Source organism: Neorhizobium sp. SHOUNA12A, assembly GCF_023006505.1.
GTDB lineage: Bacteria > Pseudomonadota > Alphaproteobacteria > Rhizobiales > Rhizobiaceae > Neorhizobium.
The window spans coordinates 1-26,107 of the sequence record NZ_JALBGV010000027.1; the positions used below are offsets into that span (position 1 = coordinate 1).

The 26,107-nt window shown below is 62.1% G+C and carries 28 protein-coding genes and 1 tRNA gene; 12 read left to right on the forward strand and 17 right to left on the reverse strand.

The window, feature by feature from the left end:
- Positions 1–195 (forward strand): hypothetical protein (locus MOV63_RS14190; protein ID WP_247034369.1); only part of this gene is annotated, 195 nt, incomplete at its 5' end.
- A 74-nt stretch (positions 196–269) separates the two neighbouring features.
- On the forward strand, positions 270–707 hold the full coding sequence (locus MOV63_RS14195) for a PACE efflux transporter (protein WP_247034370.1): 438 nt from the start codon (positions 270–272) through the stop codon (positions 705–707).
- 9 nt (positions 708–716) lie between these two features.
- Here MOV63_RS14195 and phoB read toward each other — a convergent pair whose 3' ends face one another.
- The 7 genes from phoB to phoR form a co-directional block, all read right to left on the reverse strand.
- Positions 717–1,400, reverse strand: a complete 684-nt coding sequence (gene phoB, locus MOV63_RS14200) for a phosphate regulon transcriptional regulator PhoB (protein ID WP_038539434.1) — start codon at positions 1,398–1,400, stop codon at positions 717–719.
- A 21-nt stretch (positions 1,401–1,421) separates the two neighbouring features.
- Positions 1,422–2,135 carry a phosphate signaling complex protein PhoU gene (gene phoU, locus MOV63_RS14205; protein ID WP_038539431.1) on the reverse strand — a complete coding sequence of 238 codons (714 nt, stop codon included), beginning with the start codon at positions 2,133–2,135 and terminating at the stop codon, positions 1,422–1,424.
- Between the two features lie 45 nt (positions 2,136–2,180).
- Positions 2,181–2,996 (reverse strand): phosphate ABC transporter ATP-binding protein PstB, encoded by an 816-nt coding sequence (pstB, locus tag MOV63_RS14210; RefSeq protein WP_038539427.1) that lies wholly within the window; start codon positions 2,994–2,996, stop codon positions 2,181–2,183.
- A 13-nt stretch (positions 2,997–3,009) separates the two neighbouring features.
- Positions 3,010–4,329: a phosphate ABC transporter permease PstA gene (pstA, locus tag MOV63_RS14215; RefSeq protein WP_247034371.1), complete on the reverse strand. Its 1,320-nt coding sequence runs from the start codon at positions 4,327–4,329 to the stop codon at positions 3,010–3,012.
- Positions 4,326–5,810 carry a phosphate ABC transporter permease subunit PstC gene (gene pstC, locus MOV63_RS14220; RefSeq protein WP_247034372.1) on the reverse strand — a complete coding sequence of 495 codons (1,485 nt, stop codon included), beginning with the start codon at positions 5,808–5,810 and terminating at the stop codon, positions 4,326–4,328. Before pstC ends, pstA begins: the two co-directional genes overlap by 4 nt.
- Positions 5,811–5,996: 186 nt before the next feature.
- A complete protein-coding gene (locus MOV63_RS14225) occupies positions 5,997–7,031 on the reverse strand; it encodes a substrate-binding domain-containing protein (RefSeq protein ID WP_038539421.1) in 1,035 nt (344 codons plus the stop codon).
- Positions 7,032–7,225: 194 nt separating this feature from the next.
- Positions 7,226–8,494 carry a phosphate regulon sensor histidine kinase PhoR gene (phoR, locus tag MOV63_RS14230; protein ID WP_405029336.1) on the reverse strand — a complete coding sequence of 423 codons (1,269 nt, stop codon included), beginning with the start codon at positions 8,492–8,494 and terminating at the stop codon, positions 7,226–7,228.
- Positions 8,495–8,688: 194 nt separating this feature from the next.
- Here phoR and ppk2 point away from each other — a divergent pair, with 194 nt between their 5' ends.
- Positions 8,689–9,570: a polyphosphate kinase 2 gene (gene ppk2 / locus MOV63_RS14235; RefSeq protein ID WP_247034374.1), complete on the forward strand. Its 882-nt coding sequence runs from the start codon at positions 8,689–8,691 to the stop codon at positions 9,568–9,570.
- 3 nt (positions 9,571–9,573) lie between these two features.
- On the opposite strand, the gene MOV63_RS14240 is transcribed toward ppk2, so the two are convergent.
- The gene (locus MOV63_RS14240) at positions 9,574–10,797 is read right to left on the reverse strand and encodes a hypothetical protein (RefSeq protein WP_247034375.1); all 1,224 of its coding nucleotides are present in this window, start codon (positions 10,795–10,797) and stop codon (positions 9,574–9,576) included.
- 248 nt (positions 10,798–11,045) lie between these two features.
- Here MOV63_RS14240 and MOV63_RS14245 point away from each other — a divergent pair, with 248 nt between their 5' ends.
- Complete coding sequence (locus MOV63_RS14245) at positions 11,046–12,002, forward strand: nitronate monooxygenase family protein (protein WP_247034376.1); 957 nt, start codon at positions 11,046–11,048, stop codon at positions 12,000–12,002.
- Positions 12,003–12,132: 130 nt separating this feature from the next.
- Positions 12,133–12,208: transfer RNA gene (locus tag MOV63_RS14250), tRNA-Thr, on the forward strand.
- A 64-nt stretch (positions 12,209–12,272) separates the two neighbouring features.
- Here the strand turns inward: MOV63_RS14250 and MOV63_RS14255 are convergent.
- The gene (locus tag MOV63_RS14255) at positions 12,273–12,527 is read right to left on the reverse strand and encodes a DUF6074 family protein (protein WP_038539407.1); all 255 of its coding nucleotides are present in this window, start codon (positions 12,525–12,527) and stop codon (positions 12,273–12,275) included.
- Positions 12,528–12,896: 369 nt separating this feature from the next.
- Between MOV63_RS14255 and MOV63_RS14260 the strand changes: the two genes are divergently transcribed.
- Positions 12,897–13,670 (forward strand): siderophore-interacting protein, encoded by a 774-nt coding sequence (locus MOV63_RS14260; protein WP_247034377.1) that lies wholly within the window; start codon positions 12,897–12,899, stop codon positions 13,668–13,670.
- Positions 13,671–13,736: 66 nt separating this feature from the next.
- Here MOV63_RS14260 and MOV63_RS14265 read toward each other — a convergent pair whose 3' ends face one another.
- From MOV63_RS14265 to MOV63_RS14285, 5 genes are all read right to left on the reverse strand, one after another.
- The gene (locus MOV63_RS14265; protein ID WP_247034378.1) at positions 13,737–14,078 is read right to left on the reverse strand and encodes a YciI family protein; all 342 of its coding nucleotides are present in this window, start codon (positions 14,076–14,078) and stop codon (positions 13,737–13,739) included.
- Positions 14,068–14,910 carry a class III extradiol dioxygenase family protein gene (locus tag MOV63_RS14270; RefSeq protein WP_247034379.1) on the reverse strand — a complete coding sequence of 281 codons (843 nt, stop codon included), beginning with the start codon at positions 14,908–14,910 and terminating at the stop codon, positions 14,068–14,070. The genes MOV63_RS14265 and MOV63_RS14270 overlap by 11 nt, the downstream gene beginning before the upstream one ends.
- Complete coding sequence (locus MOV63_RS14275; protein WP_046603184.1) at positions 14,903–15,256, reverse strand: extradiol ring-cleavage dioxygenase; 354 nt, start codon at positions 15,254–15,256, stop codon at positions 14,903–14,905. Before MOV63_RS14275 ends, MOV63_RS14270 begins: the two co-directional genes overlap by 8 nt.
- Positions 15,253–15,960 (reverse strand): alpha/beta fold hydrolase, encoded by a 708-nt coding sequence (locus tag MOV63_RS14280; RefSeq protein WP_247034381.1) that lies wholly within the window; start codon positions 15,958–15,960, stop codon positions 15,253–15,255. The genes MOV63_RS14275 and MOV63_RS14280 overlap by 4 nt, the downstream gene beginning before the upstream one ends.
- Before the next feature lie 246 nt (positions 15,961–16,206).
- Entirely contained in the window at positions 16,207–17,238 is a 1,032-nt protein-coding gene (locus MOV63_RS14285) for a uroporphyrinogen decarboxylase family protein (protein WP_247034382.1), read from the reverse strand.
- A gap of 163 nt (positions 17,239–17,401) precedes the next feature.
- On the opposite strand from MOV63_RS14285, the gene MOV63_RS14290 reads away from it, so the two are divergent.
- Both MOV63_RS14290 and MOV63_RS14295 read left to right on the forward strand, forming a co-directional pair.
- Positions 17,402–18,106 carry a ribonuclease activity regulator RraA gene (locus tag MOV63_RS14290; protein WP_247034383.1) on the forward strand — a complete coding sequence of 235 codons (705 nt, stop codon included), beginning with the start codon at positions 17,402–17,404 and terminating at the stop codon, positions 18,104–18,106.
- Entirely contained in the window at positions 18,106–19,032 is a 927-nt protein-coding gene (locus MOV63_RS14295; RefSeq protein ID WP_247034384.1) for a dihydrodipicolinate synthase family protein, read from the forward strand. Before MOV63_RS14290 ends, MOV63_RS14295 begins: the two co-directional genes overlap by 1 nt.
- Positions 19,033–19,050: 18 nt before the next feature.
- Here MOV63_RS14295 and MOV63_RS14300 read toward each other — a convergent pair whose 3' ends face one another.
- A complete protein-coding gene (locus tag MOV63_RS14300; RefSeq protein ID WP_247034385.1) occupies positions 19,051–20,166 on the reverse strand; it encodes an NAD(P)/FAD-dependent oxidoreductase in 1,116 nt (371 codons plus the stop codon).
- Positions 20,167–20,293: 127 nt separating this feature from the next.
- On the opposite strand from MOV63_RS14300, the gene MOV63_RS14305 reads away from it, so the two are divergent.
- The 4 genes from MOV63_RS14305 (at position 20,294) to nadE (ending at position 24,269) form a co-directional block, all read left to right on the forward strand.
- A complete protein-coding gene (locus MOV63_RS14305) occupies positions 20,294–21,244 on the forward strand; it encodes a D-2-hydroxyacid dehydrogenase (protein WP_247034386.1) in 951 nt (316 codons plus the stop codon).
- 211 nt (positions 21,245–21,455) lie between these two features.
- A complete protein-coding gene (locus MOV63_RS14310; protein ID WP_247034387.1) occupies positions 21,456–21,710 on the forward strand; it encodes an acyl carrier protein in 255 nt (84 codons plus the stop codon).
- A 10-nt stretch (positions 21,711–21,720) separates the two neighbouring features.
- Positions 21,721–23,274 carry a class I adenylate-forming enzyme family protein gene (locus MOV63_RS14315; protein WP_247034388.1) on the forward strand — a complete coding sequence of 518 codons (1,554 nt, stop codon included), beginning with the start codon at positions 21,721–21,723 and terminating at the stop codon, positions 23,272–23,274.
- Entirely contained in the window at positions 23,271–24,269 is a 999-nt protein-coding gene (gene nadE / locus MOV63_RS14320; RefSeq protein WP_247034389.1) for an NAD(+) synthase, read from the forward strand. Before MOV63_RS14315 ends, nadE begins: the two co-directional genes overlap by 4 nt.
- Before the next feature lie 20 nt (positions 24,270–24,289).
- Here the strand turns inward: nadE and MOV63_RS14325 are convergent, their stop codons facing one another.
- Complete coding sequence (locus tag MOV63_RS14325; RefSeq protein ID WP_247034390.1) at positions 24,290–25,402, reverse strand: hypothetical protein; 1,113 nt, start codon at positions 25,400–25,402, stop codon at positions 24,290–24,292.
- Positions 25,403–25,499: 97 nt separating this feature from the next.
- Positions 25,500–25,892 (reverse strand): PRC-barrel domain-containing protein, encoded by a 393-nt coding sequence (locus tag MOV63_RS14330; protein WP_247034391.1) that lies wholly within the window; start codon positions 25,890–25,892, stop codon positions 25,500–25,502.
- Between the last annotated feature and the right edge of the window lie 215 nt (positions 25,893–26,107).

The window sequence follows — 26,107 nt, forward strand, 5'->3', positions numbered from 1 at the left end:
CGGCATGAGCCAGCCCATCCTTCTGCGCCTCCCGCCAAGACCTCCCGGCGGAAAAACAAATCCACAAAAACAAAACCCGCCGAAAATATCGACGGGTTTGTCAGCAGTCTGGGCGGGCTCAAGGCCCGCTTTTTTGTTGTGCACGGCAGATATGCCGGCCAAGCCTTGCTCCGGATCGGCATTGCACCTATCTGAAGGTCAGCGAGGACGACCTCCCCCATTCGGGCAGAAACTCCGGGACGGCCCGGAAAGCACCCCAGGAGGTCATCATGCGCTCCACACGCGACCGTATCCGCCATGCCATCAGCTTCGAACTGATCGGGCTCGCTCTCATCACACCACTCGGCTCCTTCGCCTTCGGCATGCCGGCCGCCGATATCGGCGTGGTCGGCATCGGCAGCGCGACGATCGCCACTGGCTGGAACTATCTGTACAATCTCGGCTTCGACCACCTGATGCAGCGCTTTACCGGCGGCACGCAGAAAAACACCGCCATACGCGTGGCGCATGCGGTGCTGTTCGAACTTGGACTGCTGATCGCGCTTCTGCCGCTGATCGCCTGGTATCTCGGTATAAGCCTCGTCCATGCGCTGACGATGGACGTGTCGTTCGCAGTCTTCTACGTGGTCTATGCCTTCGTGTTCAACTGGGCCTACGACCGGATCTTTCCGTTGCCGGAATGGCAGCGGCAGACCGAGGCGGCTTAAAGCCGCCTCTCAGGATTCCATTGAATAACCCGCGCCGCGGACGGTGCGGATGACATCCTGCATATTGGAGAAGTTGAGCGCCTTCCTGAGACGGCCGACATGCACGTCGACGGTGCGCTCGTCGACATAGATGTCGTGACCCCAAACGCCGTCCAGAAGCTGCGACCGCGAGAAAACGCGGCCAGGCGAGGCCATCAGGAATTCCAGCAGGCGGAACTCGGTCGGGCCAAGGCGCACTTCGCGGCTCTTGCGGTGAACGCGATGGGTTTCCCGGTCGAGTTCGATATCGCCGCAACGGAGCACGCTGGAGAGCACTTCGGGACGGGCGCGGCGAAGCATCGCCTTGACGCGGGCCATCAGTTCCGGCGTCGAGAAAGGCTTCACCACGTAGTCGTCGGCGCCGGTGGCGAGGCCGCGAACACGCTCGCTCTCCTCGCCGCGGGCCGTCAGCATGATGATCGGCAGGCGCTCCGTTTCCGGGCGCATGCGCAGCCGGCGGCAGAGTTCGATGCCGGAAACGCCGGGCAGCATCCAGTCCAGGATCAGAAGGTCGGGTACCCGCTCCTGAAGCCGAATTTCGGCTTCGTCGCCCCGCAAAACGGTATCGACCTCATAACCCTCGGCTTCCAGATTGTAACGAAGAAGCACGCTCAGCGCTTCTTCGTCTTCTACGACAGCGATTTTCGGCAGCATTCGTGGCCTGCTCCGTCAGTTCTATTCGGTGATCGCGCCGAGCGTGTTCGACGAGTCGTCCTTCGGACGGTCGCCTTCCGGCTGGGCGCCCGTCGTCATGTAGTAGATGGTCTCGGCGATATTGGTGGCGTGGTCGCCGATACGCTCGATGTTCTTGGCGCAGAACAGCAGATGCGTGCAGGTGGTGATGTTGCGCGGATCCTCCATCATGTAGGTGAGGAGCTCGCGGAACAGCGAGGTGTACATCGCGTCGATTTCCTCGTCGCGGCTGCGGATCGCCTCGGCCTTCTCCGCCGAACGCGTCGAATAGACGTCGAGGACGTCCTTGAGCTGCACGAGGGCGAGATCGGAGAGATGCTCCAGACCGCGGGCGAGCTTGCGTGGCACGCCGGTGCCCTGAACCGCGATGACGCGCTTGGCGGTGTTCTTGCCGAGGTCGCCGACGCGCTCCAGATCAGAGGCGATGCGCAGCGAACCGACGATCTCGCGAAGGTCAGCCGCAACCGGCTGGCGGCGGGCGATCGTGATGATCGCCTTGTCGCCGATCTCGCGCTCGGCGTGATCGAGGATCACGTCGTCGGAGATGACCTTCTGGGCGAGTGCGGCGTCGGAATTGACCAGCGCGCGCACGGCGTCCGAGCACATCTGCTCGGCGAGGCCGCCCATTTCGGAGATACGGCGGCTCAGGTATTTCAGTTCGTCGTCATAAGCCGACAGGATATGGGTCGATGCCATCTTCTAGTCCTCAAAATTGATTTTCAGGCGGCACAGTCGGCTGGATCAGCCGAAGCGGCCCATGATGTAATCCTGGGTGCGCTGGTCGTCGGGATTGGTGAACATCTTGTCGGTGTCGTTCTCCTCGACGAGCTGGCCGAGATGGAACATGGCGGTGCGCTGCGAGACGCGGGCAGCCTGCTGCATCGAGTGCGTCACGATGACGATCGTGTAGTTGGCACGCAGTTCATGGATGAGTTCTTCGACCTTGGCGGTCGCGATCGGATCGAGAGCCGAGCAGGGTTCGTCCATGAGGATGACTTCCGGCGACACGGCGATCGCGCGGGCGATGCACAGACGCTGCTGCTGGCCGCCGGAGAGGCCGGTGCCGGATTCATGCAGACGATCCTTGACTTCAGTCCAGAGACCGGCGCGCTGCAGGCTCGCCTCGACGATCTGATCCATGTCGGCCTTGTTCTTGGAAAGGCCGTGGATGCGCGGACCGTAGGAAATGTTCTCGTAGATGGTCTTCGGGAACGGGTTCGGCTTCTGGAAAACCATGCCGACGCGGGCGCGAAGTTCCACGACGTCGATGTTATTGTCGTAGATATCGTCCGTGTCGAGGGTGATCTTGCCGGTGACGCGGCAATTCTCGATCGTGTCGTTCATGCGGTTGAGGCAGCGCAGGAAGGTGGACTTGCCGCAACCGGAAGGACCGATGAGAGCCGTCACAGTGTTTTCGCGGACGTTGAGGTTCACGTCGAAAAGCGCACGCTTTTCGCCGTAATAAACCGAAACGTCCTTACCGATCATCTTGTGGGAAGCATCGCTCATCTTTTGGTCCAGCGCCTTTTCTACTGCCGATTCTGACATCATATTCATTGTCATACTCCTTCTACCAGCGCCGCTCGAAGCGACGCCGCAAGAGAATTGCGCCAACATTCATTAGGATGAGAAACAGGAGCAGGATGATGATTGCTCCCGAGGTACGCTCGACGAACGCGCGCTCAGCTTCGTTCGCCCACATGTAGATCTGGACCGGCAGCGCCGTCGACGGGTCGAGCGGCGTGGTCGGATAGTTGGCAACGAATGCCACCATGCCGATCAGGAGCAGCGGTGCGGTTTCGCCAAGGGCATGGGCCAGGCCGATGATGGTGCCGGTCAGGATGCCCGGCATGGCAAGCGGCAGGACATGGTGGAAGATCGTCTGCATCTTCGAGGCGCCGAGCCCGAGGGCGGCAGCACGGATCGAAGGCGGCACGGCCTTCAAGGCGGCGCGCGTCGCGATGATGATCGTCGGCAGCGTCATGAGGGTGAGCACCAGACCACCAACGAAGGAGGCCGAGCGCGGCAGGCCCATGAAGTTGACGAACACCGCCAGACCGAGCAGACCGTAGACGATCGAGGGAACGGCCGCGAGATTGTTGATGTTCACCTCGATCAGATCGGTGAACTTGTTCTTCGGGGCAAATTCCTCGAGATAGATCGAAGCAGCGACGCCGATCGGCAGCGCCAGGACAAGCACGATCAGCATCATGTAGAACGAGCCGATGAGTGCGACGCCGACACCGGCTGCTTCCGGACGGCTCGATGCGCCGTTGACGAAAATGCCGCCGTTGAAGTGCTTGGCGAGGGCTCCGCTGTCGGAGAGCTGTGTCATCCAGCCGAGCTGCTGGTCGTTGATCTTGCGGTTCTCCTGGCTGACATCGAGGTCGATCTGGCCCTTGTAGGCCGAGTCGATATCGCCGGAAGCAAGCAGTCTTACCGTCTGCGTCGTGCCGATGATCGCCGGATTGGCGATGACCAGGTCACGCAGCTGAACACGGACACCATCCGACAGCATCTGGCCGACCGCGCGGGCCGCGACACGGTCATCGACGCTGACGTTGAGCAGCTTGGCGAGAGCGTTGCGGGCGACGACCGGATAGTTGGCCGTCATCAGCTTCTGCGGATTGGTGGCACGTTCGTTCTGCGGGTCGATGATCTGCTGCGAGAACTCGACCGGCATGGTGATCATGGTCTGCTGGAAGGCGGTGTAACCCTTGGAGACCACCGACCACAGGAGAAGCATCAGGAAGATGATGCCGAAGGAAAGCGCGGCGATGCCATAGGCACGGAAGCGACGCTCGGCGGCGTAACGGCGCTTGATGCCGATATCGCGACGGACGGACTTGGCCCTGGAGATGCCGGCGGCGGGAGAAACCACATCGGTCATTCGTACTGCTCCCGGTATTTGCGCACGATATAAAGCGCGTAGATGTTGAGGCAAAGCGTGATGGCGAAAAGCGTGATGCCAAGCGCGAAGGCAACCAGGGTCTGCGGCGAGGTGAACTCAAGGTCACCCGTCAGCTGATTGACGATCTTGACGGTCACGGTCGTCATCGGCTCGAAGGGGTTGATCTGCAGGCGGGCGGCGACACCGGCCGCAAGCACGACGATCATGGTCTCGCCGACGGCGCGCGATGCGGTCATCAGGAGTGCACCGACGATGCCCGGCAGAGCGGCCGGCAGGACGACCTTCTTGATGGTTTCCGAACGGGTGGCGCCGAGGCCGAGCGAGCCGTCACGCAGGGCACGCGGCACCGCCGTGATGATATCGTCGGACAGCGAGGAGACGTAGGGGATCAGCATGATGCCCATGACGAAGCCGGCGGTCAGAACGCTCTGTGCCTGAATGAAGTTAGCATAGTCGCCGGTGACGAGGCCGTTCAGCTGCGAGGAGATATCGCGCAGGAACGGGCCGACGGTCGTCAAGGCGAAGAAGCCGTAGACGATGGTCGGAATGCCGGCGAGCACTTCGAGCAAAGGCTTCGCAACCGAGCGGACCTTCGGCGAGGCGTATTCCGACATATAGATTGCCGAAAAGAGGCCGATCGGAACCGCGAAGAGCATCGCGACGAAACCGATATAGAGCGTACCGAGCAGCAGCGGAATAAGGCCGAACTGACCTTCGGAGCCGCCAGAACCGGCAGCAGCAAAACGCGGATCCCATACCGTGCCGAAGAAGAATTCCCAGGCGGGAATAGCGGTGAAGAAGTGGGCCGCTTCGGTCAGCATCGAGGCGACGATGCCGATCGTGGTCAGAATGGCGATCGAGGAGGCGACGACGAGGCTGCCGAGAACCACCTTTTCCACTCGGTTGCGGGCGCGGAAGCGCGGCGCAATCTGACGATAGGCGAAGAACGCCCCGCCGATGGAAACCGCCAGCACGACGATCGTCATGAGGATGCGGCTGACGAAGGTCATCCTGTTCAGGACCGCGGCGGCCTTGACCATGAAGGGCTGGGGATCGCCCGCAAGCGGAACGCCCTTGGCCCCAAGCGCAGCACGCAGCTCGACTGGATTATTCTCGACGCGGGCAATCTCGTCGCCGGTCAGCGCATTCATGCCTCGGGCGATCGAAGTGATCATGCCGTAGCTCAGGCCCTGCTCGGCCTGCGATTGGGTTTTCACCTCCTCAGGAAACGCACCGCGGACCGAGGAGCTGATATAGATCGGGCTGGCGACCAGCCAGACAAAGAGAATGACGACGGCCGGCAGGATCGCCCAGACAGCGACAAAAGAACCGTAATATCCGGGCCGTGAATGAAGTTTGGAGGAAATCCCTCCGACCAGTGCCATTGAATACCGGGCACCGGTGACGTAACCGGCTATGCCGATTATTGCCAAAATCAATAATATTAGTGATGTGTTCATCATAATCCCCCGGCGTACCGCTTTCGGCGGCAACCCATCACCGCCCAGCTCCGTTCATCGGAACCGATCGCATTCGCCATCGCGCACTGCGCAACACCATCGCCACAAAACCGACGATTCCGCCGATGCAAAGGCCATCGATCGGAAGAGAAAACGGCGCCGCCAAAAGCGGCGCCGTTCTTTGGATTACATGGTCTTGCCAGCGGCAAAGTCCTTGCGGCCCTGTTCGCGCTGTGCGTCAGGAGCAGCAACCAGGCCGTACTCGATGAGCGGCGAGTCAGGGCCGATCATGTCGTCGGAAAGGAAGAACTCGACGTATTCCTTGAGGCCCGGAACGACGCCCAGGTGAGCCTTCTTCACGTAGAAGAACAGCGGACGGGAAACCGGGTAGGTGCCGTCGGCGATGGTGGCCGAGGTCGGCTTGATGCCGCGCATGGTGGCGACCTTCAGCTTGTCGGCATTGTTTTCGTAGAAGGCGAGGCCGAACACACCGACGCCGGTCTTGTTGGCAGCGATACGAGCGAGGGTCTCGGTGTAGTCGCCGTCGATGTCCACGGCAACGCCGTCCTTGCGAACAGCAACGCAGGCTTTGGCCTGGGCAGCCTTGTCAGCGATTTCCTTGGCGATGACGTCGGTTGCACCGGCATCCTTGCAGCCTGCGGCCAAAACGTTCAGTTCGAAAACTTCGCGGGTGCCGTGCTTTTCGCCCGGGATGTAGGCGGCGATCGGACCCTTCGGAAGCGTCGGATTGATGTCCGACCAGTTCTTGTAGGGGTTGGCGACGAGTTTGCCGTCAACAACGACCTGAGCGGCGAGAGCCTTGTAGAGGTCCTTCGGCTCGAGTTTCATGTCGCCGTTGCTGCTGGCGGTCGCGAAAACGATACCGTCGTAACCGATGCGGATTTCCTGGATGTCGGTGACGCCGGCTGCCTTGCAGGCTTCGGCTTCAGACTTGTTGATCGGGCGAGAAGCGTTTGCAACGTCGATCGTGGCTTCGCCAACGCCCTTGCAGAATTCCTTGAGGCCGGCGCCGGTGCCGCCCGACTCGACGATCGGGGTCTTGAACTTCGGGAAGGCTTCACCGAAGGATTCGGCGACGATCTTCGCATAGGGAAGAACGGTGGAGGACCCGGCAACCTGGACCTGGTCGCGTGCAGCGGCGGCGCCGGCAAACGCAACGGAGGCCACCAAGGCAGCTGCAGAGAGTTTAAGGATGTTCATGAGGAATCTCCCGTCATGGGCTTGTGTGAATGCGGACGGCGCTGGCTCTCGCTCTCGCCAACGCTCGGCCCGCTTGTCTTAGCCGCTGTAGCACCTCTCTTTTATGTCAGTTCGGTGAAACATTTGTGACATATCAAGTATTTGATATTTAAACGGAAATGCAATGCACAGCTTTGCAGAGAGAGCCCTTTATGTCAGAATCTGACGGTGAACTCGCTTCCCTTGCCGACTTCCGACTTCACGATCAGACGTGCTCTGTGGCGGGTCAGGATGTGCTTGACGATTGCAAGGCCTAGGCCCGTGCCTTTCTTGGAACGGCTGTCGGCCACGCTGACCCGGTAGAAGCGCTCGGTAAGCCGCGGAACGTGCTCGGCCGGAATGCCCGGCCCCTGGTCGACAACGGTCACTTCCACCGGATCGGAGGCGCCGTTGCGCAGATAGACGTCCACGAACTTGCCTTCCTGGCCGTATTTGCAGGCGTTCTCGATCAGGTTTTCGAAAACCTGGACGAGCTCGTCGCGATCGCCCAGAACCTCCACCTTGCCTTCCGGCAGGTGCGTGCGGATCTCTACCCCGAGATCGTCGGCGAGCGGTACGAGCGCATCCCGCACATGACCGATCAGCGGCTTCAGGTCGATCGTCTGGTCCGGAGCGATATGGGATTTGAGCTCCAGGCGCGACAGCGACATGAGATCGTCGACAAGGCGGCTCATGCGCGTCGCTTGGTCGAACATGATGGCGAGGAACCGCTCGTGCGCGGCCGGATCGGAGCGCGCCGGCCCCTGCAGGGTCTCGATGAACCCTCGCAGCGACGCAAGCGGGGTGCGCAGTTCATGGCTGGCATTGGCCACGAAATCGGAGCGCATCCGGTCGATGCGGCGCAACTCCGAAATATCCCTGAAAGAGAGGAGATAGAGCTTCTGCACCACGTCTTCCGAGCTTTGCTGCATCGGCTGACCAAGATCGATGGGTGCGATGCGCAGGGTATAGACACGCTCGGAGGGCAGCCGCTCGGAATGCTCGATCTGGTTCGGCTCGTCGGTGGCGATGGTTTCCCGCACCATGTCGAGAATGCCGGGCGACCGCAGCCGGGCCGAAAGGTGCAATCCGGGCGAAAGGGTACCAAAGGCCTTCTCGGCAGCCTTATTCTGGTAGAGCACCGTTATATCCTCGCCCAGCACGAAAGCCGGAATATCGAGCGCACTGAGCGTTGCGGCCACCTGAGGCAGCGGCTGGAAATCCGGCTGCTCTTCCTCAACGATCTCCGGGACCGGCGGCGGAAGGACGACGGGCTTGCGCCCGACAACGACCAGCACCAGCAGCAGCCAGCCGACGAGCACGCCCACCCAATCCATTCCGACCAGGAACGCGATCGTTGCCAGAAGGGTCAGAAGCAGCAACAGCGGTCGCTCCTGCCGAGCCCTCGCAGCAAGCGTGCCCAGACCCCGACGCCATTTCTCCAGTACCGACCCCACAGACAGACTCGCAGCTTTCACAGGTTGAACACGCGCTCATATATCCCCTGCATGACAGATATACATCGCTTCCGAGTGCGCATCGCAAAAATGACGCTATCCGGACTGTAGCGGAATTTCCAACTTGCGTTACATATCGGCTACCGCCCCCATGCGGCGGATCGATCGGAGGGAGCACTATCATGGCGGATGAGACCGAAAGCCGGGCAGTCGATATCGACATCAACGGCAAGCTCAAGCGGTTCGATATCGATGACCCGGCGTTACCGGCCTGGATCGAGGAACGTGCTCTTGGCTCCGGCGGATATCCCCATGACGATAAGCTGGACAAGGACAAATACGCAAAGCAGCTCGAAAAGCTGCAAGTCGAGCTCGTCAAGGTGCAGTTCTGGCTGAAGGCGACCGGCAAGCGGATGATGGCGCTGTTCGAGGGGCGTGATGCGGCCGGCAAGGGCGGCACGATCTTTTCGATCAATGCCTATCTCAATCCGCGTTCGGCCCGCGTGGTGGCGCTCAACAAACCGACGGAGACCGAGGCCGGCCAGTGGTATTTCCAGCGCTACATCTCGCATTTCCCGACCTCAGGGGAGATCGTGCTCTTCGACCGCTCCTGGTATAACCGGGCCGGCGTCGAGCCGGTGATGGGCTTCTGCACGCCGGAGCAGTACAAGGATTTCATGAAGGCGGTGCCGCGCTTCGAAGACACGATTTCCGACGAAGGCATCATCTTCTTCAAATTCTGGCTGGATATCGGCCGCGAGATGCAGCTCAAGCGTTTTCATGACCGGCGCCACGATCCGCTCAAGATCTGGAAACTGTCGCCGATGGATATCGCCGCATTCAACAAGTGGGACGCCTATACCGAGAAGCGCGACGCGATGCTCGAAAAAACCCACAACAAGGAGACGCCATGGGCCGTCGTGCGGGCCAACGACAAGCGCCGCGCCCGCCTCAACGTCATCCGCCACATCCTGCTATCGCTCGACTATGAGGGCAAGGACAAGGACGCTGTCGGCGAGATCGACGACAAGATCTTCGGTTTCGGCCCGAAATTCCTGAAATAGACCTCATTGACCGGGCAGGATGCGCACCGAATAGAGCAGCACCGCCCGGTCCGCGCCGTCGATGCCGCTGTTGAAGATCAGGCGACCGGGCCGGTTGGGCGCGAGCGACCGCTCGAAGGTTACCCGGAAGAGGGCCTCCAGCTTCTCCTGCGTTGCCGTAAAGCGATGGCGACTGCAGCTGCCGAGGCTTCCGAAATCGCAGCGGACCGACAGCTGCGCGGAACTGTTCTGTCCCGACTGCAGGGTCAGCGCCACCGTCGAGCTCTTCCCGGCCATTTCGCGCAGCACTTCCGGTGGTACTTCGACAGAGACATCGCCGCCCTCGCCTGACGTTGCCGATGCGATGCGGACGGCCTGCCCTTCCGAGGCGGCGACCGTCTCGATTTTCGCCTGGCCGCCGGCTTTCATTTCCGCCGCCTTGGAGGGCACGAAGATTTCCACCCATTCATCCGAGAAGCCGCGGCGCGGATCGAAGGCGACTGGGCCTCCCGATCCCTGGCCGGCGACCGAGCGGTCCGCCGACTTCGTGGCTTCCTCGATGATCGATTGCACAAGGCCGGATTGATAGAACCACCAGCAGGCGCCGCCAACCACGCCGAGGGTGATGACCCAGGTCAGGAGATGCGACAGGAAACCGCGACGCTTTCGCGGTTTGGCGGCCCGCTCCGGGGGGACGTCCAGTCCGCTATCGGATGGCGGGCGGGCGTTCCTGTTCGTCCTGCCCGGCTTTGCCGCTTTCGCCTGAGGTGCCGGTTCGAATGACTCGGCTTCGATCCGCTCGCCGCGCGCGGGGCTGACGCCGCCGAGATCGCCGGGAGACATGGCCGCGGCAGCTGGCGCGCGCGTCTCACCAGAAACGGTATCGACAGGCGGCGCGACGGACGGCGGCGCCGACCGTTGCTGTGCTTCAGGCCGCGGCCGAGCCTCCATGACGGGAGACTCCACTGCCATCGGTTCTGCGGCATATCGCAATTCCGGTTCGAGCTCGACGGCGGGGCCCGGCACCGGTTCGGCCAGGCGCTCGACTTCACTCATTTCGATCTCGTGGATCTTCCGCTCCAGAAGTTCATGCTGCTGCATGATGATCAGCCGGTCGGTAACGCCCTGCTTGCGAAGGCCGGCGTCCAGCGCCTGACGCGCCGACTGATAAATACGCGCCCTGATCTCCCGGTCCGCCCGGTTCGAGCGATCCAGTGCGTTCCTGATGGCCGTTTCCAAACCGCTCACTGCCGGTCCTTCTTCATACTCTTACCCACTGCGCGGGAGTTTACGTTTCGGTAACCTCTCCGCCGCCGAACTGCAAGCACCGCATTCGACTGCACCATGGCCAAAAATAAGGACAGGATATGTCGGGTGCCTTTGCCGGGCCTCCCGGCGATCTGCTTCGAAAATCTTTCCACCGGCTTTTCGGGGCCTCCGCGATCTGGTAGACGGATTTACGTTTGCGTAAAGGTCAATCGGGAGGTTTTTGATCCATGCTTCCAGCAGTCCTCAAGGACAGGCTTCGCCTGCCCGTGATCGCGTCGCCGCTGTTCATCATTTCCCACCCGGAACTGACGCTGGCGCAATGCAAGGCCGGCGTCGTCGGCGCCTTCCCGGCGCTCAATGCCCGGCCGGAAAGCCAACTCGACGAGTGGCTGGCCATGATCACCGAGGATCTCGCCACCCATAACGCCGCCAATCCCGACAGGCCGGCCGCTCCCTTTGCCGTCAACCAGATCGTTCATACATCCAACAAGCGCCTGGAGCACGACCTGATGATGTGCGTGAAATACAAGGTGCCGATCGTCATCTCCTCGCTGGGCGCAGTGCCGGAGGTGAATGCCGCCGTGCATTCCTATGGCGGCATCGTGCTGCACGACATCATCAACAACCGCCACGCCAATTCGGCGATCCGCAAGGGCGCCGACGGGCTGATCGCGGTCGCCGCCGGCGCCGGCGGACATGCCGGCACGCTCTCGCCCTTCGCACTGGTGCAGGAAATCCGGGAATGGTTCGACGGGCCGCTGCTGCTTGCCGGCGCAATCGCCACCGGTGGCGGTATTCTGGCGGCTCAGGCCATGGGCGCCGACATGGCCTATATCGGCTCGCCCTTCATCGCCACAGAGGAGGCGCGCGCCGTCGAGGGCTATAAGCAGATGATCGTCGACTCGAATGCCGCCGACGTCGTCTATTCCAACTATTTCACCGGCATCCACGGCAACTACCTCAAGGGTTCGATCACCGCCACCGGCATGGACCCGGACGCCCTTCCGGTCGCCGATCCGTCCAAGATGGATTTCGACCAGGCGGTCAGCGGACCGAAGGCCTGGAAGGAGATCTGGGGGGCAGGCCAGGGTGTCGGCGCGGTCAAGGCGGTGGTTCCGGTCGCGGAACTCGTCGATCGGCTGGAAAACGAATACCGGGCGGCGCGCGAGCGCCTCGCAGTTTAAACTAAGGGCCGGATAATAACCGTCTTTCCAGGAAAATCGTCGCGAAGCCAAAAAGCCCGCTTGAAATCGCAGGTCATTGCCTGTATCAGCCGCATCACTCGCAGCCCCGGCAAACCCGGTCGCTGCCCGTGCCGCTTTAGCTCAGGTGGTAGAGCACATCATTCGTAATGATGGGGTCGCAGGTTCGAGTCCTGCAAGCGGCACCACTTATCTCCAATTGTTCCATAGCGCCTGCGTCGCCGACATCTCCGCGCAAAGGCCGGCGCGGGTTTAACCTGCCACAAGGCTGGTTTCGTCGCCGAGGCAATCGCTCTGGAGCTGGATCTGGACGGCGTGCATAAAGAGACCGGCCTGGCGGGAGATTTCCTCGTCTGCCACGCCCTGGGCTTTGAGAGCTGCCGCAAAACCGGCCATTTCCGATCGCCAGAAACGGTTCGCTTGTTCGCCGTGAAGCCGCAGAAGCGCCTCAGCGCAGCGTTTTACGTCAGCGGTGCGCCGATCGGCGGGGAATTGCAGCAGCGTCATGCCATCTCCATATTGTCGGGCGAATCGCCCAGGGATCGCAGCACATTGGCCGCCAGTCCTTCACAAAGGCTGAACGACGGGAGGTATCTGGTGCAGGGAAGGTGGATGTCGAGGCCATCGCTGCGAAGACGATGACCTTGACGACAGCTGTTTGCAGTTTCCCAACTGGCAAAATTGCCGGAATTGACGCTCGCCAACCCTTGCCGTCGGGGCTTTGCCCGCCTACCTAAAGCTCACACTGCGATTGCCGCAAGGCTTCGCACGTAAGCGTTAACGTCACTCAACGCGCTGATCGACCGGGCATTGCCGGTTTCGGTCTGCGCGGCGGTGTCCGGCAGGTCGATATCGACATCCCGTGAAAGGATTTAGATGAACGACCTTACGACCCAGGACCAGACCTCCTCCGCCCCCAAGATCGAGCGCATTCGTCACGAACTCAAGCGTCGCGTGCTGACGGTCGAAACCGTCGAACGTATCACACCGCAGATGCTGCGCGTCACGCTCAGCGGCGAGGATCTTTCGGATTTCGTCAGCGCTGCGCCGGACGACCACGTCAAGATTTTCCTGCCGACCGAAACCGGCGAACCGGAGCGCCGTGACTATACGCCCCGGCGGTATGATCAGAACGCCAGGTCGCTGGTGCTCGATTTCGCCGTCCATGATGCCGGTCCCGCCACGCGATGGGCCCTGGATGCCGTGCCGGGCAGCACGTTGTCGATCGGCGGCCCGCGAGGTTCGGCCGTCATCTCCGGCGTGAACCGCTGGCTGCTTGTCGGCGACGAGACCGGACTTCCAGCGATGGGCCGGCGTATCGAGGAGGCCGGCGGAGACGCCGTGATCACGAGTATCGGGCTGGTCACCGGGCCTGAAGAGGAACAGGTCTTCGAGACACAGGCGTCGCTCGAGACATTCTGGGTGCACCGCCCCCTTTCCCACGCCACGGACGCCTCCGGGCTGATCTCGCTGCTCGATACGATTGCGCTTGAGCCCGAGACCTTCATCTGGGTCGCCGCCGAAGTCTCGGTTGCCCGTGCGGTTCGAGCCTATCTGGTCGAGAAGCGCGGATATCCGCTCACCTGGATCAAGGCCGCCGGATATTGGGCCGAGGGCAAGGCGGATGCCCACGAGACGATCGGAGACTGAACCAAATGACAAAAGGCCGCGCATCCTGCTTGGATGGCGCGGCCTATTTCAATGCCCGAAATGGGATCAGCCGTGCTTTCGCGGGGTCATCGGGTCGCTGATCCGGGCCGCCTGGAACGTGTCCGGCAGCTGCGTCAGCTCGATCGCCGACACGATCCCGGCGCGATTGAAGGGATCGCCCTCGGCAAAAGCTTGCGCCTCTTCGAGGCTCGCGGCCTCCAGGACGCCGAAATTGCCGAGCGCGGAACCGCTCTCGTCGACGAGCGCCGAGCCGATCAGGACGGCGGCAAGGCCTTCTCCGCCCGACTGGACCCAGGCCCGATGCGACGGTCGGTGGGTATCGCGGGCGGCATCCTGGCCTTCATGGTGCAGGCAGCGCATCAGGAAGAACATCGGATCAGGCCGCATTTTCCAGCACGACCATGCCGGCGCCGGTCATCGAGGCCGGGGCGTGGTAATGCTTGTGGATGAGGTTGACGTCGCTGTTCATCGCGGCGCGCATGACGAGCCACATGATCAGTTCGGCGCCCTCGGAGCCGAATTGTTCCACATAGTCCTCGCGGCTCATGGCGCGATAAGGTTCCGGATTGCTGGCGATGCCGTCGAGCCAGGCGCGGTCGGCTGCCTGGTTGATAAAGCCGGCGCGGGCGCCCTGCAGCTGATGCGACAGGCCACCGGTGCCGAGGATGACGACGCGCTCGTCGCCCGGCCAGCTTTCGATCGCTTCGCGCAGGACCTTGCCCATATCCCAGCAGCGCTGCGGGGTCGGGATCGGATACTGGATGGTGTTGACCCAGATCGGCAGGACCTTCACCGGCCAGGCTTCCGGCCGGCCGAAAAACAGTTCCATCGGCACCTGCAGGCCGTGATCCACCTCGATCTCGCGGCAGACCATCGGGTCGAAATGACGCTCGACCAGCTTGTCGACGAAATGCCAGGAGAAATCCACCGCCCCTTCGAATGCCGGGATGGCACGCGGACCCCAGCCTTCGTCGACCGGATTGTAGGTCTCGGCAACCCCGACGGCGAAGGTCGGCACCCGGTCGAGGAAGAAGGTATTGCCGTGATCGTTGAAGACAACGACGGCGATATCGGGCTTGGCGTCCCGCATCCACTGCTTGCCGACTTCGTAACCGTCGAAGAACGGCTTCCAATCCGGCGTGTCGCGCAGCCCCTTGTCGAGCGCAGCGCCGATCGAGGGAACGTGGCTTGTTCCAAGCCCACCGATGATCTTAGCCATTGCGCTTTTTTCCCAGTCTCAGATGCAAGAAATCTTCGTGTTCCATGCTGGCCTGGGCCGCACCGATCCTGGTGATCGGGGTCGGATCGACCGCAGAAATCTTCAGGATAAAGAAGAGATTGCCGCCGAGGCGGACCATCTCGTGCCAATCGCGGCCCATCACTGCGGACTTCTCATGGGCGCTCAGGCCAAAACTGTCGAGATAGGCTTCTTCGTCAGCCTTGAAGGCTGCGCGGTTGGCGGGCTGGCCAAGCGCCATCGCCATCTTGTTGATCCGGTAGCCGCGGATCGAGCCTGCCCGGTCGAAAAGCGGGGTATCCGGTATCGTAGCTGCTGCTTCACTCATTGGGATTCTCCAAATCTGCGCGCCAGCCATTCGGTGATGGCAGCGGTGGTTTCCACGGGCCGTTCGACGGGGGCGAAATGTCCGGCATTTTCGATGATGACGAGTTCGGCATCCGGCGCGGCATCGGCAATTTCCTGGTGCTGGGCGATCGGGCTCCAGCCATCCTGGCGAGCGGCGACAAGCAGGATCGGGCAGCCAAGATCGGCGACATAGGCGCTGGCGTCCGGGCGGTCGATGAGGGCGCGAATGTGGCGCTCATGAACCTGCGAGCCTGCCCTGACGACCATGGCGTGGAGGCGCGCGATCAGGTCCTGGTCACCCACCCGGGCCGGGTCGAGCATCGGCGGCAACCATTGCTGCGCCAGTTCCTCGATGCTGCGGTTGCCGAGATCGATCATCTGCTGCCGCTTGATTTCCTCGCCGTCGCGCTTGGGATGATGACCGGTATTCGCCAGCACGAGACCGCGAACCCGATCCGGCGCCATGCGAGCCATTTCCAGCGCGACGCGCCCGCCCATCGAGTGGCCGACGGCGATGACTTCGTCCGGCGTCTCGTCGAGAAGCTTTTGAGCCATACCGGTGATTGATGTGCCGTCGAGGAGATCGGCGTGATGAACCGGCATGACGCCAGACGCCGCTTCGGCCAAGGGCGCCCAGACGATGGCGTCCGATACAAGCCCGGGTATGAGAACAAGGGTCGTCATGATCTTCCTATCGGACCAGCCTGTGTGGGGCAGATCGCCTAACCGCCAGCCGAAAATCCTCTAGTGCAATGTATACATCGATTTCATTTGGGATACAATATGCTGGACTACAAGCCAATGATGGTCACAATTTACATATTTGGGATACATATTTCCGAATCACGCGTGCTCGGACGCCGAGGCCGCAAAACAAAAGGGCGATTGCCGTGGCAATCGCCCCTGTTATCCACGCACTCAACTGGAAGATCAGGCAGCCTCGCCGAGTTCCCGGCGCATGATCTTGGCGCCCTCGACCATCGCCTTCATCTTGCCGAACGCGACCTCGCGGGGCAGGTATTTCATGCCGCAATCGGGCGCGACGATGATGTTCTTCGCCTCGACGTAAGGCAACGCCCGGCGGATGCGGTCGGCGACCGTTTCCGGAGTCTCGACATTCATGTCCGACAGGTCGATGACGCCGAGCATCAGCGTCTTGCCGGAAAGGCCGGTCAGCGTCGAGCAATCGAGGTGCGACTGCGCGGTTTCCAGCGACACCTGATGGCAGGAGCAGCCCGAAAGCTGGGTCAGGAAGGAATAGCCTGACGGCCGCTCGTGGATGATGGCCGCATAACCGAAGCAGATATGCACGGCCGTCGTCCCCTTGACGCCGTCGAGCGCGCGGTTGAGTGCCGCGAGTCCGTATTGCTCGGCCTTCTGTGGCCGGGCCTGCATGTAGGGTTCATCGATCTGCACCACATCCGCACCGGCGGCGAAGAGATCGCGGATCTCGGCGTTTACCGCGTCGGCGTAGTCGTAGGCGGCTTCTTCTTCCGACGTGTAGAAGTCGTTCTGGGCCTGCTGCGACATGGTGAATGGGCCGGGAACCGTGATCTTGATCTTGCGGTCAGTGTGGCTGCGCAGGAATTTCACGTCCTCGGCCTCTACCGCATGTTTGCGCCGGATCTTGCCGGTGATGCGCGGCACCGGGTTCGGGTGGCCGGAGCGATCGAGCGCCGAGCCCGGATTGTCGAGATCGACGCCTTCGAGCGCGGTCGCGAAGCGGTTCGAATAACTCTCGCGGCGGATTTCACCATCGGTGATGATGTCGAGACCGGCTTCCTCCTGTGCCTTGATCGCCATGATCGTCGCGTCGTTCTGTGCTTCGGCGAGGTATTCCTGGGGGATGCGCCAGAGCTCCCTGGCGCGGACGCGCGGCGGGAAACGACCCGCAAGCTTGGCGCGGTCGATCAGCCATTCCGGCTGCGGATAACTGCCGACGAGTGTCGTTGGAAAAAGCACTGTCTCATCCTCCCATGTGTCAGTGTTGAAAGACGTTATACCTCGACAGACGGCGGTGGTGTCAATGACGACAGGGGCGTTAGTTCCTTGACGAACGAGAAGTCGCGACCGAATATCGCCCGCCGTCTGCGAAGGCGGCATTTAAGATTCCCAAGGAGAATTCATGCCGCTGGACCCCAAGATCATCGAGACGCTGAAGGGCGTCTCCACCGCCACGCTGACCACGGTGCTTTTGAAGAAGGGCCTGCGCAATGTCTGGATGCGCGGCACCAAGCCGCTGAAGCCGGGTCAGGGCCGCGTCGTGGGGCCGGCTTTCACGCTGCGTTTCGTGCCCGCCCGCGAGGATCTGGCGACGCCGGAAAGCTGGGCGTCGCCGATCTCCACCCGCGCGGCGATCGAAGCGATGCCGGAAGGCTGTATTGCGGTGGCTGACGCGCTCGGCGTCACCGATGCCGGCATTTTCGGCGATATTCTCTGCTCCCGGATGGCGAAGCGCGGCGTGGCAGGGCTTGTCACCGACGGCGTGATGCGCGACGCGGAAGGCGTGCTCGGCAGCGGCATGAAGGTCTGGTGCGACGGGATCGCCGCTCCACCTTCTGTCGCCGGCCTCACCTTCGTTGGTTGGCAGGAGCCGATCTCCTGCGGAGGTGTCGCCGTTTTCCCGGATGATATCGTCGTCGTGGATGATGACGGCGCGGTGCTGATCCCCGCCAAGCTGCTCGACGCGGTTGTCGCCGAGGCGCCGGAACAGGAGCGCATGGAAGGCTGGATCATGACCGAAGTGGACCGGGGCGTGCCGCTGCCGGGCCTCTATCCGATGAACGCCGAAACGAAAGCCCGCTACCAGGCCTGGAAGGACGCGCAATAATGACTTTCGGGATTGAGACCAAAGGCGTCTACGCCATCGCCACCACGCCATTCTTCGAAGACGGCTCGATCGATTTTGCCTCGATCGACCGGCTGACGGATTTTTATGAAGAGAGTGGCTGCGCCGGCATCACCATTCTCGGGATCATGGGCGAAGCGCCGAAGATGGAGCCGGACGAAAGCCGCGCCATCATCAAGCGCGTCGTCTCTCGCGCCAAAGTGCCGATCATCGTCGGCGTCTCGGCGCCGGGCTTTGCGGGCATGCGTTCGCTGGCACGGGATGCAGTGGAGATGGGTGCTGCCGGCGTGATGATCGCCCCGACCCCCGCACTGCGCACCGACGACCAGATCGTCAACTATTTCGCCGGCGCCGTCGAAGCGGTCGGCGAGGATGTGCCGTGGGTGCTGCAGGATTATCCACTGACGCTGACCGTCGTCATGTCGCCGGGCGTGATCGCCAGGATCGTCACCAACCACCCGTCCTGCCTGATGCTGAAGCACGAGGACTGGCCGGGCCTCGAAAAGGTCTCGAAGCTGCGCACCATGCAGAAAGCGGGCGAACTGCGCCCGTTCTCGATCCTTTGCGGCAATGGCGGCATGTTCCTCGATTTCGAACCGGAACGCGGTGCCGACGGCGCGATGACCGGCTACGGTTTCCCCGACATGCTAACGGAACTGGTCAACCTCTTCGCGGCCGGCCAGCGCGACGAGGCGCATGACCTGTTCGATGCGCATCTGCCATTGATCCGCTACGAGCAGCAGGCTGGCATCGGTCTGGCGATCCGCAAGCACGTGCTGAAACGGCGCGGCGTCATCACCTCGGACGCGCAGCGCAAACCGGCCCAGATGCTCTCCGCGACCGCCAAGGCCGAAGTTGACTATCTGCTTACCCGTCTCGCCAAGCACGACAGGCGCGCAGCGTTTTAAGGCGGCAAGCGCCTGCCCTCATCGCGAGGTCAGGCGCGCCACCCTTTCGGCGACCGCCAAGGAGGCAGTGAGGCCGGGAGATTCAATGCCGTAAAGCGCGGCATAGGCCGGATGGCCGGTCGTTTCAGGCCCCTGAATGACAAAATCGCCGGCTCCTCCCCCGTTCGGGCCGACTACTTTCGGCCGCATGCCCGCATAGGCAGGCTGCAGGGCGCCGTCCGGCAGATTTGGCCAGTAGCGGCGGATCGCTCCATAGAACTTGTCGGCACGGTGGGGATCGACGTCGTAATCGATCGTCTCGACCCATTCGACATCCGGACCGAACCGCGCCTGGCCGGCGAGATCGAGGGTCAGGTGGACGCCGAGCCCGCCGGTCTCCGGCACCGGGTAGATCAGCCGCTCCGTCGGCGCGCGGCCGGTCAATGAGAAGTAACAGCCTTTTGCGTAGTGGCGCTCGGGGATAGTTCTCCTGTCGAGGCCGATCATGCCTTCGGAGATCGCCCAGGCGCTTAAGCCGGCCGAGTTGACCACCAGGTTCGCCTCGATCTCCACGGGATCGCGGCCGCCGACCGAAAGCCGCGCTGTATCGGATAGAAGCTCGCTGCCAAGGACGGGCGAGTTGAGCACGACGCTGCCGCCATGCGCTTCGATGTCGGCGATATAGGCTTCCATCAGGCGGTGGCTGTCGATGATGCCGGTCGAGGGGGAGACGAGTGCTGCAAAGCCCCTGATCTGTGGCTCGAGGCGGGCAAGTTCGGCGCCGTCGATCAACCGGCAATCGTCGACGCCATTGGCTTGCGCCTGCTTCCGCAGTTTTTCGAGATAGGCCACTTCGGCCTCGTTCGAGGCGACGACCAGCTTGCCGCATCTTTTGTGAGGAATGTGCCGGTCGCGGCAGTATTCGTAGAGCTTCTGTTTGCCGACGACGCAGAGTTCAGCCTTGAGGCTACCGGTCGGGTAATATAGCCCGGCGTGGATGACCTCGCTGTTGCGGGAAGAGGTGATGCTGCCGGTCATCGGCTCGGCTTCCAGGAGCACGACCTCGCGGCCGGCGATTGCCAGTTCGCGGGCGACCGCCAGCCCCACCACGCCGCCGCCGATGACGACGCAATCGAGCGTCAACACTTCACCCATGCCATTCTCCGCACTTTTGCCTTCCGGTCGGCGGGCGGGATGATATACGAGAAATCCATTGCGGCCAGCGCTTCGGCCGCCGTAAGTTCGATTGGGAGGAGTTTCAAATCATGCAGGAATTTTCGCGATGAAGGTCGTGTTTCTGGACCGCGACACGATCGGCCCTTCGGTGACGATCACCCGGCCGGCCTTTGCGCATGATTGGGTGGAGTACGGCAAGACGGCGCTGGAGGACGTGGCTTCCCGTATCGCGGATGCCGATATCGTCATCACCAACAAGGCGCCGGTGCGCGAACAGTCGATCGCCAATGCCCCGAAGCTGAAGATGATCGCAGTCGCCGCGACCGGCTATGACGTGATCGATCTGGCCTTCGCCAAGGAGCGCGGCATCACCGTCTCCAACGTGCGCGGTTATGCGGTCAACACCGTGCCCGAACATACGTTCGGCCTGATCTTCGCACTCCGCCGCTCGATCGTTGGTTTCCGCCAGGACGTGATCGCCGGCGAATGGCAGCGCGCCAACCAGTTCTGCTTCTTCAACCACCCGATCAAGGATCTGGCCGGTTCGACGCTCGGCATTTTTGGCCGAGGCACGCTCGGCAAATCGGTGGCGAAGATCGCCGAGGCGTTCGGCATGAAGGTCATCTTCGCGGCCCGGAAAGACGCCGAAAAGGTCGAGCCCGGCTACACCCCCTTCGACGAGGTGCTGGAAACGTCTGATATCATCACCTTCCACATGCCGCTGACGCCGACGACCCGAAACCTCATCGGCCTGCCCGAGTTCCGAAAGATGAAGCGGCACCCGCTGATCATCAATACCGCCCGCGGCGGGCTGGTGAACGAGGCCGACCTGGTGACCGCGCTCGACGAGGGCCTGATCGGCGGCGCCGGTTTCGACGTGCTGACCAAGGAACCGCCGGCACCGGACAATCCGCTACTGACGATCCTGGAGCGGCCGAACTTCATCCTCACCCCGCATGTGGCCTGGGCGAGCGACGAGGCGATGCAAACGCTCTGGGCGCAGGTCATCACCCATGTCGAGAACTTCGAAAAGGGCTCGCCGTCCAACGTGCTCTGAGGTGAGACATTCGGGAGAGAGGTCATGACATCCGCCATTTCCGATCGCCGCTTGTCGGATTGAAGCCTGGAGATGAATTCGCCCATAAACGACACATTGTTAGAAACGTATTTTCGACTTTAGCAAAACATTCAGGGATAGCTCGGAAGATGCCTATCCAACCGACCGCGCCTCATCCGTGCGGCAAATTTGTTTGTGGAGAGGGCCGGCGATGGCGGAAGCATTCGAAAATAGCGTGCGCGAGTTCATCGCGGAAAATTTCCTGTTCCGCGCCGACGCAGAGGTTTCGAACAACCAGTCGCTGCTCGAAAGCGGCGTGATCGATTCCACCGGCGTGCTCGAACTGATCGCCTTCCTGGAACAGACCTACGGCATCACCGTAGCCGATGATGAAATCGTTCCGGAAAACCTCGACAGCATCGACAACATGACCAGCTACCTCACGACCAAGCTGGCAGCGGCCTGAGGCTGCGCCGGTGCGCATAGAGGCCAGGCTCCGCGACAGCGCCAGACGTTTCGGCGACAAATGCGCGCTCATTGCGGGCGACACCCGGCTGACCTATGCGGAACTCGATGCCTCATCCGACCGGCTCGCCGCAAGCCTTGCCCGCAGGGGCGTCAAGCCCGGCGACCGGGTGCTGATGGTGCTGGACAACGGCCATGAAGCGGTCGTCAGTTTCTTTGGCCTCTGGAAAGCGGGCGCCGTGCCCTGTCCGCTTTATTCGTCGATCAAGGCCGAAAAGCTTTCGGTCATCCTGAACAGCACCGAAGCTTACGCGATCATTACCCAGGGCCGTCAACGGGCAACCGTGAATACGGCCATTTCCATGACGAAGATGCAGCCGCTGACGATCGTCGCGCAGGCGGATGCCGGCGACGATCTCGGTTATGGATTGCGGTTCGAAGATCTGGTCCGCAGCGAGGTTTGGGTTCCGCTCAGGGAACTCGAAGACACCGAAGCGCTGGCGCTGCTGCTTCACACTTCGGGCTCCACCGGCCAGCCGAAGGGCGTGATGCTGACCCATGCCAATGTCGCCGCCGCCTGCGAAGCTATCGTTGCCTATCTCGGCAATATCGCCGAGGACGTCGTGCTCAGCGTCCTGCCGCTGTCCTTCGGCTACGGCATCACCCAGGTGGTGACGATGGTGATGGCCGGCGGCACGCTGGTTCTCGAAAAGAGCTTCGCCTTCCCGCGGAAGATCCTCGAACGGCTGGCAGAGGTGAAGGCGACGGGTTTCCCGCTCGTGCCGCCGATGGCCGCCCTTATTACCGGCATGAAGGATCTGGAGCCGGGTTTCCTGCCACATCTGCGCACCATCACCAGCGCTGCCGCGGCCATGCCGCCGGCCCTTGCCGAGCGGCTTCAGCAGCTTTTCCCGGATATCCGCCTTTTCCTGATGTACGGCCAGACGGAATGCCTGCGTGCCACTTACCTGCCGCCTGAAGAGGTCTCCCGCCGGCCGCTTTCGGTCGGCCGCGCCATTCCCGGCACCAGCGCTTTCGTGATCGACGAGGACGGACGTCCCGCCTCTCCGGGCACGATCGGTGAACTTGTCGTCGAGGGGCCGCATGTGATGTCCGGTTATTGGGGCAATGACCTGACCTCGGTAAGGGCACTTTCGCCGGTTGCGGGTGGCAGACGGCTGCATACGGGCGACCTCTTTCGCGCCGATGCGGACGGTTTTCTCTATTTCATCAGCCGGCGCGACGACATTATCAAGACACGCGGAGAAAAGGTCAGCCCGCAGGAAGTCGAGCGCGCGCTCTATGCGCTGCCCGGCATCAAGGAAGCGGCGGTTGGCGGCATCGACGATCCGATCTTCGGCCAGGTCGTCCGCGCCTATGTGGTGGTTGAGGACGGCGTGACGCTGACCGAACGGGAAATCATCCGCCACTGCGCTCACTTGCTTGAAGATTACATGGTGCCGAAAAGCGTCGAGTTCCGCGAGGCGCTGCCGCGCACGACGACCGGCAAGATCCGGCTCGGCGCGGATGAAACAAACACACTCACACGGGGGAATGTCGCATGATCCAGAGCCTGAAGCAGGCCCAAAGGGTGGAGAAATTCTCGGCCGAGACGCTGAAGCTCGATGCGGAGGCCGAGATCGAGCGCATCTGCGGCTGGCTGCGGGAGACAGTGCTGAAGGATTTGCGTAAACGCGGCGCAGTGCTCGGACTTTCGGGTGGCATCGATTCCAGCGTCACCGCGGCTCTTTGCGCCCGCGCGCTCGGTCCGGGCAAGGTGGCGGGCATCTTCATGCCGGAACATGATTCCGATCCGGACAGCCTGAAGCTCGGCAAGGCGCTTGCAGAAGCCGTCGGCGTGGAGACCGTGCTCGAAGATATCGGTCCGGCGCTTGCCGCGGCCGGCTGCTATACGCGCCGCGACGGCTTCATCCGCCAGATCGTTCCCGAGTTCGGCGAGGGCTGGGGCTGCAAGGTGGTGCTGGAAAATGCGCTGACCGGCCGCGGCTACAATATTTCCTGGCTGGTGGTCGCCAATCCGGCTGGCGAGCAGAGCCGTCACCGCATGCCGCTCGAGGTCTATCTCGGCATGATCGCGGCCGCCAACATGAAACAGCGCACCCGCAAGCAGATCGAATATTATCATGCCGACCGGCTGAACTTTGCCGTCGCCGGCACGCCGAACCGGCTCGAATACGACCAGGGCTTCTTCGTGAAGAACGGCGATGGCGCCGCCGATTTCAAGCCGATCGCGCATCTCTACAAGAGCCAGGTCTATCAGCTGGCTGAAGCCCTCGGCGTACCCGCCGACATCCGCCGGCGCCCGCCGACGACGGACACATGGTCGCTGCCGCAGGGCCAGGACGAATATTATTTCTCGCTTCCCTATGATCGCATGGACCTCTGCCTCTACGGGCTCGACAATGGCATAACGCGGGAAGAGGTCGGCGACGCCGCCGGGCTGGCACCGGACGAGGTCGATGCCGTCTGGCGTAATATCGCCTCAAAGCGCAAGGTGGCGGAATATCTGCATGCCGAGCCGGTGACGATGCTCAGTTAAGTGGGCTCGGCTGAGAAGTCTCAGTCGAACCGGTCGCCGATCAGGCGCGTCCAGCTTTCTCCTGCAAGGCCGCTGATCAGCGCCTGGCCGGACCTGATCGGCTCCAGCAGGCTCTTGTCGCGCGCCTGCGCGACAAAGAACGATCGGCCGTAGAAAATCGTCTTGCGGCTCATCAGCGTCGGGATCAGCCATGGATGCCCGCCGCCGCGTATGCCGGAACATCCCATCTCGTAAGCGTGAGCAAACAGGTCGTCGACCATTTCCGCTGCCGCGTTCGGCGCCGACAGTGCCTGCAGCAGCCAGCCAATCTCGCCGGGACCGGCGAAATAGACGTAGGCTGCGACCGGTCGCCCGTCTGGAGCAAAGCCGACGCGCCATTCCGGATAGCCGAAATTCCGCTTGTTTTCCGCCTGATTCAGAAACCACCCCAACGAACGTTCATCCCAGCGCGGGTGAAGGGGATAGTTCGAGACAAGCGTCAGAAGCGCCGTGCCGAACTCCTCGCGGGTGACGTCGCGGAACGTGATCTTCGAGGCGCTGCGTTCGGCCGGCCGAAGAGGCGTCATACGGACCAGAGACGAGCCACGGTCGGCGATCCGACCGAAGGGACGCAGGAGGGCCGCGGGACGCAACCGCCTGGCCAGGACCTCGACCGCGGCGGAAGCCGGACGCAGGATGCGCAGCCAATTCATGCTGTAGCCGGGATCGAGCGGATGGCCGGCCTTCTGCCACATGCCGAGCGCCGTGGCATTGGCGGTCTCTGTCAGCGAGATATCCTGCGGGCCGGTGAGGAAGGAGCGCAGCAGCCGCGCACCGGCGAGTGGATTTTCCTTCGGGTTCCGAACCATCATCGAGCCGGCAAAGGCTGCGCGAAGCGGCCGGCCATCGAACTCCAGCCGCGACGGAAAGACGCCGATGAAACCGGAGACCCTTGCATCAGCCTCCGCAAACACCTTGGACCGGATGTCGGGCTCGGCCCAGGGATGATCGAAAAAGGCTTCTTCCAGATAGGCGATCAATGAGGGCGACGGCGCATTCGACTTGCGAAACGTCTCCTGGAAAAGCTGCGCTACCGCTTCGATATCACCGCGCTCGAAATCGCGGACCATGCCCGCTTCCGTCTTTCCCGTCATCGCCGTCCCCTTGTCGCGAGGACCTTGCATCAGGAGAATTAAATAAATGAAAAGAGGCCCGCAACGCGGAGCCTCCGGATTTCTATTGGCTGGACGCTTACATCCAGTAGGGCGGAACGCCATAATAGTCGTAGATCGTCCGGCCCTTGTCGTTGTACCAGGTATCGTCGTCCAGATCGCGGTAACGCGGGGCGCCGGTGATCTGGTCCTTAGTGAGGTCGATGCGGTAGCCGTCGAGCTGTTCGTCATAACGAAGCTTTTCCCAAGGCAGCGGGTAATAGTCGTCACCGATGCCGAGAAAGCCGCCGAAGCTCAGGACCGCATATCCGACGCGGCCGCCGCGCTTTTCCAGAAGCACGCGGACGATGGAGCCGATATGCTTGCCGTCGGCGCCATAAACCTTTGTCCCTTCGACCTTGTCGCTGGCGATCAGCGATGGGCTGTCCTTGACATAGGGGTCCTGTCCGGCTCGTGGTTCTTGATGCAACATTTGCGCACCTCCTTTGTGATTCCTCATACATTTTGTTAGGTTGGGAAAACGCCATAGCGTTTCGGATGTTCCGCTGTTCGTCCAAATACGCTCGCCCACGCCCTCTTTGACGTTTACGTGAAAGTTAGATGGCTGTTTAAATCTGTGCCTATGGCTTGATGCTACCGTGGCATGGCATAAGCTGTTGTTCGCGGGGAGGTGGAGGACCTGGCCCG